The 14973-nt window shown below is 67.0% G+C and carries 12 protein-coding genes; 6 read left to right on the top strand and 6 right to left on the bottom strand.

Annotated features, from left to right (window positions below):
- Positions 1-53: 53 nt before the first annotated feature.
- The 5 genes from AC3QLZ_RS11355 to gatC form a co-directional block, all read right to left on the bottom strand.
- The gene (locus AC3QLZ_RS11355) at positions 54-1472 is read right to left on the bottom strand and encodes an aminotransferase-like domain-containing protein (RefSeq protein ID WP_043798743.1); all 1419 of its coding nucleotides are present in this window, start codon (positions 1470-1472) and stop codon (positions 54-56) included.
- A gap of 128 nt (positions 1473-1600) precedes the next feature.
- Positions 1601-3058: an Asp-tRNA(Asn)/Glu-tRNA(Gln) amidotransferase subunit GatB gene (gene gatB / locus AC3QLZ_RS11360; RefSeq protein ID WP_014235991.1), complete on the bottom strand. Its 1458-nt coding sequence runs from the start codon at positions 3056-3058 to the stop codon at positions 1601-1603.
- A gap of 28 nt (positions 3059-3086) precedes the next feature.
- Positions 3087-3623 (bottom strand): hypothetical protein, encoded by a 537-nt coding sequence (locus AC3QLZ_RS11365; protein WP_014235992.1) that lies wholly within the window; start codon positions 3621-3623, stop codon positions 3087-3089.
- A 5-nt stretch (positions 3624-3628) separates the two neighbouring features.
- A complete protein-coding gene (gene gatA / locus AC3QLZ_RS11370) occupies positions 3629-5098 on the bottom strand; it encodes an Asp-tRNA(Asn)/Glu-tRNA(Gln) amidotransferase subunit GatA (RefSeq protein ID WP_014235993.1) in 1470 nt (489 codons plus the stop codon).
- Positions 5099-5162: 64 nt separating this feature from the next.
- On the bottom strand, positions 5163-5450 hold the full coding sequence (gatC, locus tag AC3QLZ_RS11375) for an Asp-tRNA(Asn)/Glu-tRNA(Gln) amidotransferase subunit GatC (RefSeq protein ID WP_014235994.1): 288 nt from the start codon (positions 5448-5450) through the stop codon (positions 5163-5165).
- Between the two features lie 127 nt (positions 5451-5577).
- On the opposite strand from gatC, the gene AC3QLZ_RS11380 reads away from it, so the two are divergent.
- The 6 genes from AC3QLZ_RS11380 to AC3QLZ_RS11405 all read left to right on the top strand — a co-directional run bounded on the left by AC3QLZ_RS11380 (position 5578) and on the right by AC3QLZ_RS11405 (position 12277).
- Entirely contained in the window at positions 5578-6621 is a 1044-nt protein-coding gene (locus AC3QLZ_RS11380; protein ID WP_014235995.1) for a rod shape-determining protein, read from the top strand.
- A 156-nt stretch (positions 6622-6777) separates the two neighbouring features.
- Entirely contained in the window at positions 6778-7716 is a 939-nt protein-coding gene (mreC, locus tag AC3QLZ_RS11385; protein WP_014235996.1) for a rod shape-determining protein MreC, read from the top strand.
- 3 nt (positions 7717-7719) lie between these two features.
- The gene (gene mreD, locus AC3QLZ_RS11390; RefSeq protein ID WP_014235997.1) at positions 7720-8241 is read left to right on the top strand and encodes a rod shape-determining protein MreD; all 522 of its coding nucleotides are present in this window, start codon (positions 7720-7722) and stop codon (positions 8239-8241) included.
- Between the two features lie 10 nt (positions 8242-8251).
- Positions 8252-10153 carry a penicillin-binding protein 2 gene (gene mrdA, locus AC3QLZ_RS11395; RefSeq protein ID WP_014235998.1) on the top strand — a complete coding sequence of 634 codons (1902 nt, stop codon included), beginning with the start codon at positions 8252-8254 and terminating at the stop codon, positions 10151-10153.
- Positions 10140-11240 (top strand): rod shape-determining protein RodA, encoded by a 1101-nt coding sequence (gene rodA / locus AC3QLZ_RS11400; protein WP_014235999.1) that lies wholly within the window; start codon positions 10140-10142, stop codon positions 11238-11240. Before mrdA ends, rodA begins: the two co-directional genes overlap by 14 nt.
- The gene (locus tag AC3QLZ_RS11405; RefSeq protein WP_014236000.1) at positions 11237-12277 is read left to right on the top strand and encodes a septal ring lytic transglycosylase RlpA family protein; all 1041 of its coding nucleotides are present in this window, start codon (positions 11237-11239) and stop codon (positions 12275-12277) included. Before rodA ends, AC3QLZ_RS11405 begins: the two co-directional genes overlap by 4 nt.
- Here AC3QLZ_RS11405 and AC3QLZ_RS11410 read toward each other — a convergent pair whose 3' ends face one another.
- Positions 12278-14902 carry a sensor domain-containing phosphodiesterase gene (locus tag AC3QLZ_RS11410; protein WP_014236001.1) on the bottom strand — a complete coding sequence of 875 codons (2625 nt, stop codon included), beginning with the start codon at positions 14900-14902 and terminating at the stop codon, positions 12278-12280. It abuts the gene before it with no gap.
- Between the last annotated feature and the right edge of the window lie 71 nt (positions 14903-14973).

Raw genomic sequence — 14973 nt, forward strand, 5'->3', positions numbered from 1 at the left:
GGAAAATCGGGAGGGGGAAAAGTGCGGCGGGGCCGCGCCCCGCTTCTGTGCCCTTAGCGAGGCAGCAGGCTGTCGATGATCTGGCCAAGGACGGCGATGGCCTTTTCCGTCGCCGGCGTCCACGGGTGGCCGTAGTTGAGGCGCAGGCAGTGGCCGTATTCCCGCTTGGCGGAGAAGATGGGGCCGGGGGCGATGCTGATGCCCTGGTCCAGGGCCAGCCGGTGCAGCGCCAGGGTGTCCACGCCCGGGGGCAACTCCACCCAGAGGAAGTAGCCGCCGCTGGGCCGGGCCAGCCGGGTGCCGGCGGGGAAGTGCCGCTCCACCGCGCCGACCATGGCGATCTCCTGCAGGGAGAAAGTGCGGCGCAGGCGGCGCAGGTGGTTGTCGTAGCCGCCGTGCTTGAGGTATTCGGCCAGGGCGATCTGTACCGGCACCGTGGTGGCCAGGCTGGTGGTCAGCTTGAGGCGCTGGATCTTCTGGGTGAAGCGTCCGCCGGCCACCCAGCCGATGCGGTAACCCGGCGCCAGGGACTTGGAGAAGGAGGAGACGTGCAGCACCAGGCCGTGCCGGTCCTCGGCCTTGGCGTGGGCCGGCGCCTGGTCGCCGAAGTACAGTTCGGCGTAGACGTCGTCCTCGATCAGGGGCACCTGGTAGCGGGCCAGCAGGGCCACCAGCTCGGCTTTGCGGGCGTCGCTGAGGCTGCCGGTGATGGGGTTGGAGAAGTTCAGCATGCACAGGCAGGCCTTGATCGGATGCTGCCGCAGGGCATCCTCCAGGGCTGCCAGGCTGATGCCTTCCCGGGGGTGGGTGGGGATTTCGATGACCTTCAGGCCGAGGCGCTCGATGGCCTGGAGATTGGCGTAGAAGGTGGGGGATTCGATGGCCACCAGGTCCCCGGGCCGGGTCACTGCCTGCAGGCAGAGGTTGAGGCCTTCCATGGCGCCGGAGGTGACGACGATTTCCTGGGGCGAGACGTTGGCGCCCCGGGAGAGGTAGCGCAGGGCGATCTGGCGGCGCAGTTCCTCGTTGCCCGGCGGCAGGTCGGTGACCGTGGCCCGCGGGTCCAGGTGGCGGGCCGCGGCGGCGAGGCAGCGGCCCAGCTTGTCCAGGGGGTACAGCTCCGGGCTGGCGAAGCTGGAGCCGAAGGGCACCACCGCCGGATTCTTGACGCTTTCCAGAATCTCGAAAATGAAGTCGCTGACATCGAGGGCGGTGGATTGGCCCTGGGGCCGGGTCATTTCCGGCTCGGGCAGGGCCTGGCCCAGCCGGGCCCGGACGAAGTAGCCGGACTTGGGCCGGGCCTCGATCAGCCCCCGGCCTTCGAGCAGATAGTAGGCCTGCAACACCGTCACCGGACTGACGTCGTGGATGCGGCAGGCCTGGCGCACCGAGGGCAGCCGGTCGCCAGCCCGCAGCAGGCCGTCGCTGATCAGCTTTTCCGTTTGCAGGGCGAGGGTCTGGTAGCGGCTCATGGCGGCCATGGTAATGAAGCGCCCCCCGTTCCGGAAAGAGGTGAATCAAATCCGGGAAAAAGCGGGGCCGGCAAAGAAAAAGGGCAGCTGCTGCTGCCCTTTTCAGGAGTCTGGCCAAGGTTTGGCAATCAGCCGCCCAGCTTGGCCTTGAGCAGGTCGTTCACCTGCTGGGGATTGGCCTTGCCCTTGGCCGCCTTCATCACCTGGCCCACCAGGGCGTTGAAGGCCTTTTCCTTGCCGGCCTTGTACTCGGCCACGTTGGCGGCGTTGGCAGCCAGCACCTCGTCCACCAGTTTCTCGATGGCGCCCGTGTCGGTGATCTGCTTCAGGCCCTGCTTCTCGATCACTTCGTCGGCGCTGGCGCCGTCGCCGTTCCACAGGGCCTCGAACACCTTCTTGGCGATGTTGTTGGAGATGGTGTTGTCGGCGATGCGGGCGATGAGGCCGGCCAGCTGGGCGGCGCTCACCGGGGAGGCGGCGATGTCCTTGTCCTCCTTGTTGAGGCGGGCGGACAGTTCGCCCATGACCCAGTTGGCGGCGCTCTTGGCGTTGGCCGCACCGGCGGCGGTCACCACGGCGTCGAAGTAGTCGGCCACTTCGAGGGAAGCGGTGAGGGCGGTGGCGTCGTAGGCGGAGAGGCCCAGCTGCTCCATGAAGCGCTGGCGCTTGGCCTCGGGCAGCTCCGGCAGGGTGGCCTTGGTGCGCTCCACCCACTCCCGGGAGATGACCAGGGGCAGCAGGTCGGGATCGGGGAAGTAGCGGTAGTCGTGGGCGTCTTCCTTGGTGCGCATGACCCGGGTCTCGCCGGAATCCGGGTCGAACAGCACGGTGGCCTGCTGGATCTTGCCGCCGTCTTCCAGGGTGTCGATCTGCCACTGGATTTCGTAGTCGATGGCCTGCTGCAGGAAGCGGAAGGAGTTGAGGTTCTTGATTTCGCGACGGGTGCCCAGGGGCTCGCCGGGGCGGCGCACGGAGACGTTGGCGTCGCAGCGGAAGGAGCCTTCCTGCATGTTGCCGTCGCAGATGCCGATCCAGCGCACCAGGGCGTGCAGGGCCTTGGCGTAGGCCACGGCCTCGGCGGAGGAGCACATGTCGGGCTCGGTGACGATCTCCAGCAGGGGGGTGCCGGCCCGGTTGAGGTCGATGCCGGACTTGCCGTGGAAGTCCTCGTGCAGGGACTTGCCGGCATCCTCTTCCAGGTGGGCCCGGGTCAGGCGCACCACCTTCTCGTAAGCCTTGTCACCCTGGCCGACCTGGATGCGCACACCGCCGCCCACCACCACCGGCAGCTCGAACTGGCTGATCTGGTAGCCCTTGGGCAGGTCCGGGTAGAAGTAGTTCTTGCGGGCGAAGACGGACTTTGCCGCCACCTCGGCGCCGATGGAGAGGCCGAACTTGATGGCGCATTCCACGGCGCCCCGGTTCAGCACCGGCAGCACGCCGGGCAGGGCCAGGTCCACGGCGCTGGCCTGGACGTTGGGCTGGGCGCCGAAGGCGGTGGAGGAGCCTGAGAAAATCTTGGATTGGGTGGAGAGCTGTGCGTGGGTCTCGATGCCGATGACCACTTCCCAGTTGCGTGCGCTCATGTCGTTCTCGAAAGCAAAAATTCAAGCGTTAAAAACAGCTGCGGCGTTCCAGCTGGATGGGCCACAGGTAATCCACGGCCTCACCGCTGCATTGGGCCTGGCAGCCGTTGAAGGCCACCGTCACTTTCTTGTCCTGCTCCCACATGCGCACCGAGCAGCCGTCGGCGGCGGCCAGGCGCACCTGGGGCAGGGTTTCCACCTGGCGGAAGTCCTTCAGGGCGAACTGGCAGGAGCCCTTCTTCGGCACATCCACCTTGGCGGTGAAGCGTTTCACTTCGGCTTCCTTCACCTGCAGCTGGATGTTGCCCCGGTAGCCGGTGGGATCGCGGAAGGCGCAGTTGCCGGCGACGTTGAGGGGCCGGGTGGGAATGGGCTTCAGGTTGCGGCCGTTGAGGTGCTTAAGGGGCCGGCTGAAATCGTACTTGTCCGCCGGCGGCGGTTCGCTGGCCACGTTGTCCGGCAGAGGCTCGGCAGGGGGGGGCGGCGTGGCGCATCCGGCAAGGATCGTGGCGATGATGCCGCCAAGAACCAGTACCCATGCGCCGCGGCGACCAGGCAGCCCCATCCGCCTTACTCCAGGCCGGCGGGCGCGCGCCCGTGCCAGTCGGTGACCTGCTGGTAGCGGTGGGCGACGTTGAGCAGGCGGGCTTCGTCGAAGTAGTTGCCGATCAGCTGCAGACCCACCGGCAGGCCCTCGGCAAAGCCGCAGGGCAGGGACATGCCGGGCAGGCCGGCCAGGTTCACGGCGATGGTGTAAATGTCGGAAAGGTACATCTGCACCGGGTCGCCGGCCTTGTCGCCGAGCTTGAAGGCGGTGGAGGGGCTGGTGGGCCCCAGGATCACATCGCACTGCTTGAAGGCGGCGACGAAATCCTCGGCAATGAGCCGGCGGATGCGCTGGGCCTGCAGGTAGTAGGCGTCGTAGTAGCCGTGGGAGAGCACGTAGGTGCCGATCAGGATGCGGCGTTTCACCTCGGCGCCGAAACCCTGGGCCCGGCTCTTGGCGTACATGTCGTCCAGGCTGTCGTACTCGGAGGCGCGATAGCCGTAGCGCACGCCGTCGAAGCGGGACAGGTTGGAGCTGGCTTCGGCCGGGGCGATGACGTAGTAGGCCGGCACCGACAGCTTCATGTTGGGCAGGCTCACTTCCACCATCTCGGCGCCGAGGGCCTTGTACTGCTCGATGGCGGCCTGGATGGCGGCCATCACGGCGGCGTCGCAGCCTTCGCCGAAGAATTCCTTGGGCAGGCCGACCTTGAGGCCGGCCAGGGGCTTGGCGGAGGCGGGGGCGTTCAGCTCCCGGGTGTAGTCCTCCACCGGACGTTCCAGGCTGGTGGAATCCTTGGGGTCGAAGCCTGCCATGGCGTTGAGCAGCAGGCCGCAGTCCTCGGCGGAGCGGGCCATGGGGCCGGCCTGGTCGAGGGAGGAGGCGAAAGCGATCATGCCCCAGCGGGAAACCACGCCGTAGGTGGGTTTCAGGCCGGTGAGGTTGCACAGGGCGGCGGGCTGGCGGATGGAGCCGCCGGTATCGGTGCCGGTGGCGGCGGGGGCCAGGCGGGCCGCCACGGCAGCGGCGGAACCGCCGGAGGAGCCGCCGGGAACGCGGCTCTGGTCCCAGGGGTTCTTCACCGGGCCGAAGAAGGAGGTTTCGTTGGAGGAGCCCATGGCGAACTCGTCCATATTGGTCTTGCCCAGATTCACGGCGCCGGCGGCGTCGAATTTCTGGATCACCGTGGCGTCGTAGGGGCTGACGAAGTTGGCCAGCATCTTGGAGCCGCAGGTGGTGAGCCAGCCCTCGGCGCAGAAGATGTCCTTCTGGGCCAGGGGGATGCCGGTCAGGGGGCCGGCGTCGCCGGCGGCGAGGCGGGCGTCGGCCGCCTTGGCCTGGGCCAGGGAGCGCTCCGGCTGGGTGGAGACGTAGGCGTTGATGGCCGGGTTGAGCCGGTTGATGCGGTCCAGATACAGCTGGGTCAGCTCGACGCTGGAGATCTTCTTGCCGGCCAGGGCCTGGGCGAGTTCTTTAAGGCTGGAATTGAGCATGGTCGGTAGGGAGCGAGTCGGGGGCAGGGGAGGGCGCGAAGCAAGGGCGCGGCAGCGCTCCCGCCTATTCGATGACCTTGGGCACCAGGTAGAGCCCGGCTTCGGTTTCCGGCGCCACGGCCTGGAAGGCGGCGCGACGGTCGCTTTCGCTGACCACATCGTCCCGCAGGCGCTGGGCCAGGTCCTGGGCGTGGGCCATGGGCTCGACCCCCTGGGTGTTCACGGCCTGCATTTCCTCGATCAGGGAGAAAATGCCGTTGAGGTGCTCGAGGGTGGTCTGGACTTCCGCTTCGGAGGTTTCGATGCGGGCAAGATGGGCGATGCGCCGGACCTGATCGGGAGTAAGGGACATGGGCTGGCTGGGGGTGAAAGCCGGCGAAGCGCCGGGTGATTAAATTCTAGGCAAAAACTTATGCTGCAAAGCGATATAAGGTATCATAAATCCCCTTCTCCCCGCTGTTTTACGGATTCAATACCCCATGTTCGGCTTTCTCCGCAGCTACTTCTCCAACGACCTGGCCATCGACCTGGGCACCGCCAACACGCTGATCTACGTGCGCGGTCAGGGCATCGTTCTCGACGAACCCTCTGTGGTCGCCATCCGCCTCGAAGGCGGACCCAACGCCAAGAAAACCATTCAGGCAGTCGGCAAGGAAGCCAAGCAGATGCTCGGCAAGACCCCCGGCTCCATCACCGCCATCCGCCCCATGAAGGACGGCGTGATCGCGGACTTTACCGTGACCGAGCAGATGCTCAAGCAGTTCATCAAGAAGGTCCACGATTCCCGCATGTTCTCCCCCTCGCCGCGCATCATCATCTGCGTGCCCTGCGGCTCCACCCAGGTGGAACGTCGCGCCATCCGCGAATCCGCCATCGGCGCCGGCGCCTCCCAGGTGTACCTGATCGAGGAGCCCATGGCCGCGGCCATCGGTGCCGGCCTGCCCGTGGCCGACGCCACCGGCTCCATGGTGGTGGACATCGGCGGCGGCACCACCGAAGTGGGCGTCATCTCCCTGGGCGGCATGGTCTATGCCGGTTCCGTGCGGGTGGGCGGCGACAAGTTCGACGAAGCCATCATCAACTACATCCGCCGCAACTACGGCATGCTGATCGGCGAGACCACCGCCGAGAACATCAAGAAGGAAATCGGCTCCGCCTTCCCCGGTTCCGAAGTGAAGGAAATGGAAGTGAAGGGCCGCAACCTGGCCGAGGGCATTCCCCGCAGCTTCACCATTTCCTCCAACGAAATCCTGGAAGCCCTGACCGATCCCCTGAACCAGATCGTCTCCGCCGTGAAGAGCGCCCTGGAACAGACCCCGCCCGAACTGGGCGCGGACATCGCCGAGAAGGGCATGGTCCTGACCGGCGGCGGCGCTCTGCTGCGGGACCTGGACCGTCTGCTGATGGAAGAGACCGGCCTGCCCGTGATCGTCGCCGAGGACCCGCTGACCTGCGTGGTGCGCGGCTCCGGCATGGCGCTGGAAAAGATGGACAAGCTCGGCAGCATCTTCGCCTCCGAGTAAGGCCGTACCGGGTGAGGATGAGCATGGAACGGGAACGCCAGCCGATCCCCGACACCCCGCTCTCCTCCCTTCCCACCACCGCCCCGGCCAGTGCCGGGGCTTGGTTTTTTCCGCAGCCTTCGCGGCGCGGTCATGTAACTCCCCGGAAAGTCTGACGTGGCCGGCATCGACCACTCTCCACCGCCATTCTTCAAGCGCGGCCCGGCTCCCCTGGCCCTGCTCTCCCTCTATCTGGGCCTCTCCATCTCCCTGATGGTGCTGGACCACAAGTTCCATTACCTGGAATGGGTGCGCCAGGGCGTGGCGGTGTTCACCACCCCCCTGCAGATGCTGGCCCATGCGCCCTCCAAGGGCTTCTCCCAGGTGGACGAATACTTCGCCAGCCTGATTTCCCTGCAGAAGGAAAACGACCAGCTCAAGCACACCCAGCTGGAGGCGGCCACCATCCTGCAGCGGCACCAGCACCTGGAGGCGGAAAACCGCCACCTGCGCGAACTGCTGGGGGTCAAGGAACGCCTGCCCACCGGCGGCCAGCTGGCCCAGATCCTCTATGCCGCCCGGGACCCCTTCTCCCGCCGCGTCATCGTGGACAAGGGCATGCAGGACAACGTGCTGGCCGGCCAGCCGGTGGTGGACCACCTGGGCGTCATCGGCCAGGTGACCCGGGTCTATCCCCTGCTTTCCGAAATCACCCTGATCACCGACAAGGACCAGGCCGTGCCCGTGCAGGTGGTGCGCAGCGGCCTGCGCTCCGTCGTCTTCGGCCTCGGCAACGGCCAGCTGGAGCTGCGCTACATGCCGGCCAACGCCGACGTGCAGAACGGCGACGTGCTGGTGACCTCGGGCCTGGACGGCATCTTCCCCGCCGGCTTCCCGGTGGCCAAGGTGGTGCACATGGAGCGGGACACCACCTACTCCTTCGCCCGCATCATCTGCGTCCCGGTGGCCGGGGTCGAGCATTTCGGCGAAGTGATGATCCTCAACCCGCGGGAGGCCCTGCCGCCCCGGCCGGCCGAGGCCTCCGCCACCCCGGCCGAAGGTGACAAGCCTGCCTCCTCCAAGGTGCGCCGCATCAAGCGCAGCGTCGGGAACTAAGCCATGCAGCCGACCTTTACCTCCTCCCGCATCCTGCTGCCGGTCCGTCCCTGGTTCATCACCCTGACCCTGGTGCTCGCCCTGCTGCTCAATCTGATGCCCACCGCCCACTGGCCCGGGGTGCCCGACTGGGTGGCCCTGGTGTTGTGCTTCTGGAGCGTGCGCGAATTCCGCAAGGTGAGCATGGGCTGGTCCTTCATCCTGGGCCTGGCCATGGACGTGGCGGACGGCAGCCTCATGGGCCAGCACGCCCTGGCCTACGTGCTGATGAGCTACATCGCCTCCAGCCTGTCCCGCCGCATCCTGTGGTTTCCCCTGCTGCAGCAGGCGCTGCAGGTCTTTCCCCTGTTGTTCATGGTGCAGGTCCTGCAGCTTGCCGCCCGCATGGCCACCGGCGCTGCCTTCCCCGGCTTCGGCTACCTGATCGGCCCCCTGGTGGCGGCCCTGCTCTGGGTTCCCGCCACCTACGTCCTGCTCCTGCCCCAGTACCAGCCCGTGGAGCGGGACGAGAACCGCCCCATCTAAGCAGCAGGCCATGCGCTATACCGACCTCAGCAGTTCGGACCGGGAACAGGAGCAGTTCCGCTTCCGCCTCGGCTTCGCCGCCGGCATGGTGCTGCTGTGCTTCGTCATCCTCTTCGCCCGTTTCTTCTGGCTGCAGGTGGTGAAGCACGACTACTACTCCACCCGGGCCGAAGAGAACCGCATTTCCCTGGTGCCCATCATCCCCAACCGGGGCCTGATCGTGGACCGCAACGGGGTGGTGATGGCCCGCAACTATTCCGCCTTCACCCTGGAAATCACCCCCTCCCGCCTGCAGGAAGACCTGGAGACGGTGATCGAGCAGATCGGCACCCTGATCCCTATCACGCCCAAGGACAGGAAGCGCTTCAAGAAACTGATGGAGGAGTCGAAGAACTTCGAGTCCATCCCCATCCGCACCCGCCTTTCCGACGACGAGGTGGCCCGCTTTGCCGCCAACCGTTACCGTTTCCCCGGCGTCGAGGTGAAGGCCCGGCTGTTCCGCCAGTATCCCCTGGGGGACGTGGCTTCCCATGCTCTGGGCTACATGGGCCGGATCAACGACAAGGATCTGGAGACCATCGACAACGCCGAGCAGACGCCCAACTACAAGGGCACCGAGCACATCGGCAAGGCCGGCCTGGAGCAGAACTACGAGTTCCAGCTGCATGGCGAGACGGGCTACGAGGAAGTGGAAGTGGATGCGGGTGGCCGGGCGGTGCGGGTGCTGTCGCGCACGGCGCCGGTGTCCGGCAACAACCTGTCCTTGACCCTGGACTCCAAGCTGCAGGAGATCACCGAGCAGGCCTTCGGCAGCCGCCGCGGTGCCCTGGTGGCCATCGAACCGTCCACCGGCGGCATCCTGGCCCTGGTCTCCAAGCCCACCTACGACCCCAACCTGTTCGTGGACGGCATCCGCGGCGACGACTGGGACGGCCTCAACACCGACCCGGACAAGCCCCTGCTCAACCGGGCCATCTACTCGGCCTATCCGCCCGGCTCCACCTTCAAGCCCTTCATGGCCCTGGCGGCCCTGGTCCAGGGCAAGCGCACCCCCTCCCAGGCCATCGCCGATCCGGGCTATTTCAACTTCGGCGGCCACCAGTTCCGGGACGACAAGAAGGGCGGCCACGGCATGGTGGACATGTACAAGTCCATCGTCGAGTCCTGCGATACGTACTACTACATCCTGGCCAACGACATGGGCATCGACAACATCGCCGCCTTCATGGGCCAGCTGGGCCTGGGCCAGCGCACCGGGGTGGACATCCAGGGCGAGAGCGAGGGTGTGCTGCCCTCCCAGGCCTGGAAGAAGCGCCGCTTCAAGAAGCCGGAGCACCAGAAGTGGTATGCCGGCGAAACCATCTCCATCGGCATCGGCCAGGGCTACAACGCCTACACGCCGATCCAGCTGGCCCAGGCGGTGGCCACCATCGCCAACGACGGGGTCATGTACCGGCCCCATCTGGTGAAGTACATCACCAACAGCCGCAGCGGCGAGAAGACCATGGTGGAGCCCCAGCCCATCCGCGACCTCAAGCTCAAGCCGGAACACCTGGCGGTGATCAAGAACGCCATGGTCGGCGTGAACAAGGCCGGTACCGGGGCCCGGGCCTTCGCCGGCGCCGGCTACGAATCCGCCGGCAAGACCGGTACCGCCCAGGTGTTCAGCCTGAAGGGCGAGAAGTACGTGGAGGGCGCCACCAAGCACCACCTGCGCGACCACTCCCTGTTCATAGCCTACGCCCCGGCGGAGCAGCCCAAGATCGCCCTGGCGGTGATCGTGGAGAACGGCGGTTTCGGCGCCGCCGCTGCCGCCCCCATCGCGCGCATGGTGCTGGACTACTACATCCTCGGCAAGGTGCCCAAGGGCCCGGCCAACGAGGACGAGGAGGGCGACGATGGAGGCCATTAGGCGCTACTGGTACAAGGCCATCGAGCACCTGGACGGCCCCCTGCTGACCATTGCCCTGGTGATCCTGGGCATCGGCACCGCCACCGTCTATTCCGCCACCTACATCGGCCTGAGCCGCATGGGGCCCCAGGCGGTGAACCTGCTGATCGCCTTTTCCGTGATGTGGATGGTGGCCCAGGTGCCGCCCCAGAAGCTGCTGCGCTTCGCCGTGCCCCTCTACGTGCTGGGGGTGATCCTGCTGCTGGCGGTGTGGCTGTTCGGCATCAAGGTGAACGGGGCCCGACGCTGGCTGCATGTCGGCGTCACCCGCATCCAGCCCTCCGAGATCATGAAGATCGCCATGCCCCTGATGCTGGCCTGGTACTTCCACAAGCACGAGGCGGCCCTGCGCTGGCGCCACTACGCCACGGCCTCCATGCTGCTGCTGGTGCCGGTGGCCTTCATCATCAAGCAGCCGGACCTGGGCACTGCCATCCTGGTGCTGGCCGCCGGCTTCTACGTCATCTTCTTCGCCGGCCTGTCGTGGAAGGTCATCGTCGGCCTCATCGCCGCCGGCGCCGCCGCTGCGCCCTTCGCCTGGACCATGCTGCACGACTACCAGCGCAAGCGCATCCTGACCCTCATCGACCCCACCTCCGATCCTTTGGGCACGGGCTACCACATCATCCAGTCCACCATCGCCATCGGCTCCGGCGGCATCATCGGCAAGGGCTGGCTCAACGGCACCCAGACCCACCTGGAGTTCATCCCGGAAAAGCACACCGACTTCATTTTCGCGGTCTTCTCCGAGGAATGGGGCCTGATCGGCAACCTGGTACTGCTGCTCCTCTACCTGCTGCTCATCGGCCGCTGCATGATGATCGCCGCCAACGCCCCGACCCTGTCGTCGCGTCTCCTGGCCGGCGCCATCTCCCTCAATTTCTTCACCTACGCCTTCGTCAACATGGGCATGGTGAGCGGCATCCTGCCGGTGGTGGGGGTGCCCCTGCCCTTCGTCAGCTACGGCGGCACGGCCCTGGTGACCCTGTTCCTCGGCCTCGGTATCCTGATGAGCATCCACACCCATCGCATGCTGGTGAAGAAATGAAGCGTTCTCTCCTGCCGGGCCTGTGCGGCGCCTTCCTGCTGACCCTGCTGGCGGCCTGCGGCGGCCCAGCGCCGCGCCTCGAGCGGGCGCCGGAGGCCGGTGCCCGGCCGCCGGCCAAGAGCGGCATGAAGCCCAATCCCCTGGCCCGCCGGGGCGGCGGCTTCTACAAGGACGACGGCCTGCCCGAGGAAATTCCCGAGAACATCGACGACATTCCCGATGCCGAGCCCCGCTGGGAGCCCTTGCACCGCTTCGCCAACAGGCCCTACGTGGTGCTGGGCAAGGAATACGTGCCCATGACCCGGCTCCAGCCCTACAAGGTGCGCGGCATCGGCAGCTGGTATGGCAAGAAATTCCACGGCCAGAAGACCTCCATCGGCGAGCCCTACGACATGTTCGCCATGACGGCGGCCCACCCGACCCTGGCCATTCCCTCCTATGCCCGGGTCACCAACGTGGCCACCGGCAAGTCGGTCATCGTGCGCATCACCGACCGGGGCCCCTTCCATGCCGACCGGGTGATCGACCTCTCCTTCACCGCCGCCTACCGCCTCGGCTACGTGGCCAACGGCAGCACCGCGGTGGAAGTGGAATCCATCGTCCTCGAACCCGGCGCCACCTATGCCGCTGCGCCGGCCCTGGAAGTGGCCGCCATCAAGCGCCAGACGGCACGCCAGGAAGCCCGCCCGGCGCCGGCGCGGGAGGAGCGGGACCCCATCGCCGAAATGGCCATGGCGGCCCAGGCCCAGGACGAGCCGGCCGCCGTGCTGGCGGCGGCACCCGCCCCGGCTGCCGCCGCCGGCGTCGGCAATGTCTTCCTGCAGCTTGGCGCCTTCTCCAGCCAGGACAATGCGGAAAGCCTGAAGGCCAAGCTGGCCCGGGAACTGGACTGGCTCACCGACGCCATCCAGATACAGAGCAAGGGCGGCATGCACCGCATCCACGTCGGCCCCTACCGGGACCGCATGGAGGCGGACAAGGTGGCCGAGCGCATCCGACTGGCCCTGGGCTTCAAGCCCACTTTCGTCACTCGCTGATCAGGCGTTGCGCCTGGCCAGGTAGGCGGCGAACTCGTCCGCCGGCATGGGGCGGCCGAAGTGAAAGCCCTGGGCCTCGTCGCAGCCGTGGCGGTGCAGGATCTCCAGCTGCTCCGCGGTTTCCACTCCCTCGGCGATGACCCGCAGGCGCAGGCTGTGGCCCATGCTGATGATGGCCACGGCGATGGCCTGGTCGTCCGCATCGGCAACGATGTCGCGGACGAAACTCTGGTCGATCTTCAGCTTGTCAATGGGAAAACGCTTCAGGTAGGAGAGGCTGGAATAGCCGGTGCCGAAGTCGTCGATGGACAGCATCACCCCCATTTCGTCCAAGCGGCGCAGGCAGCGCACCGTGGCTTCCGCATCCTCCATCACCGTGCGTTCCGTCAGTTCCAGCTCCAGATAGCGCGATTCCAGGCCGGTGCGGCGCAGCAGCTCGGCCACGCTCTCGTGCAGCTCGCTCTGGCGCAGCTGCACCGCCGAGAGGTTCACCGCCACGGGGATGGCCGGCAGGCCGGCCTCCTGCCAGGCCCGGTTCTGACGGCAGGCCTCGTACAGCACCCAGTCGCCGATGGCGCCGATGAGGCCCGAATCCTCGGCCACGGGAATGAAACGGGCCGGCGGTACCATGCCCAGCTCCGGGTGCAGCCAGCGCACCAGGGCCTCGGCGCCGATGACCCGGCCGCTGCCCATGTCCACCTGGGGCTGGTAGTGCAGCACGAATTCCTGCCGCTCCACCGCCTGGCGCAGGGCGTTCTCCAGCACCAGGCGCTCGAAGGCCAGCACGTTCATTTCGGCGGTGAAGAACTGGTAGGCGTTGCGCCCCGATTCCTTGGCCTGGTACATGGCCGTGTCGGCGTTCTTCAGCAGGCTCTGGAAGTCCCGGGCGTCGTGGGGAAAGAGGCTGATGCCGATGGAGGGGGTGACGGTGAGCTGGTGGCCGTCGATGACGAAGGGCTGGCCCACCCGGTCGATGATTTTGCGCGCCACCTGGGAGGCCCCGTCCAGCTGGGCGTCGGCCAGCACCACCACGAATTCGTCGCCGCCCAGGCGCGATACCGTGTCCGAATCCCTCACGCAGCCCTTGAGGCGCTGGGCCACGGACTGCAGCAGGCGGTCGCCGGTGAAGTGGCCGAGGGAATCGTTCACCGTCTTGAAATTGTCCAGGTCGATGAAAAGCAGGGCCAGGGTCTCCTGTTCCCGCTCGGCGGCGGCCAGGCACTGGCTGACCCGGTCGTGCAGCAGGGTGCGGTTGGGCAGGCCGGTGAGTTCGTCGAAATAGGCCAGCTGGTGGATGCGGTCCTCCTGCCGGCGCTTTTCCGTGATGTCCTCCTTCACCGCGACGAAATGGGTGATGCGCTGGTTGTCGTCGGTGATGGGAGAGATGGTGGCGTGTTCCCAGTACAGCTCGCCGTTGCGCCGCCGGTTGTGGAACACCCCTTCCCACTGGCCGCCGCTGGCGATGGTGGACCACAGCTCCTGGTACACCTCCAGGGGCGTCTCGCCGGATTTGAGCACGCTGGGCTTGAGGCCCACCGCCTCCTCGGCGCTGTAGCCGGTGGTGCGGGTGAACTTGGGATTGACGTACTCGATGACGCCGTTGGTGTCGGTGATGACGATGGTGGCCGGGCTCTGCTCCACCGCCCGGGAGAGCTGGCGCAGTTGCAGTTCGGCGCGCTTGCGCTCGGTGGCGTCCTCGACGATGGCGATGCCCCCCAGCAGCTGGCCACCTTGGTCCAGCACCGGCGCCGCCACCAGGGAAACCCACAGCTGGCGCCCGCTGAGGCTGGCGCGGTATTCGCCCTCGAAGCGCCCGGTGCGGCCCTCCAGCACTGCCGCCAGGGCCGGCAGGGGGCGCTGGTCCTGCAGCTTGGCCATGTCCAGGTCCTGCAGCCGCTCCAGGGGGACGCCGATGATGTTGGCGAACTGCTGGTTGCTGTAGGTGATGTGCAGCTCGGTGTCGTAATGGATGATGCCCGTGGGACAGAACTCCAGCAGGCGCAGGTAGCGCTCCTCCAGGGAGTGCAACTGGGCCTGGCTCTGGCGCAGGGCCGCGTGCTCCAGGGCCAGGCTCACCAGGTTGGCCAGGGCCACGCCCAGCAGGCGCTGTTCCTCGTTCCAGGGCCGGGCCGGCCCCGCCTGCTCGTGGCAGAGAACGCCGGCCAGGCGCCCTTGCTGGCGCACCGGGTAGTCGAGCAGGGCGCCGATGCCATGGGGCGTCAGGTAGGCGTCGTTGAGGTCCCGGGTGGCCGGGTGGTGCAGGGCGTCGTCGGCGACGATGGGCTCGCCGCTTTCCAGGGCGGCGAAGTAGGCCGGGCAGTCGGCTTCCTGTAGGCGCTGGCCGCTGCTGTGGCTGCCGCCGGCCCGTTCAAAGAGATCGGCGCAGCGGATGGTGCACTGGCTGTCGTCGAACAGCCAGATGCCGACCCGGTCCACGCCGAGCAGCCGGGCGGCGGTTTCGGTGAGGTAGGGGTAAATCTCCTCCAGCCCGGCCTGGGCCAGAAACTCGGCCCGGCTCAGGCGCTCCAGCCAGGCAGCCCGGGACGGTGCACCGGGCCGGGGGCCGGCGGCGCACTGCTCTGTCTCGGGAAAAGCTGGCCAGGGGGGATGGGGGGGAAACGGCATCGGCGACTACCTCCATCGCCCCATGATGCCTGCCGCATCGTGAAATCTGCCTTGCGCTGGATCAAATCAAC

The organism is Azospira sp. MPR-LB4 (assembly GCF_058809525.1).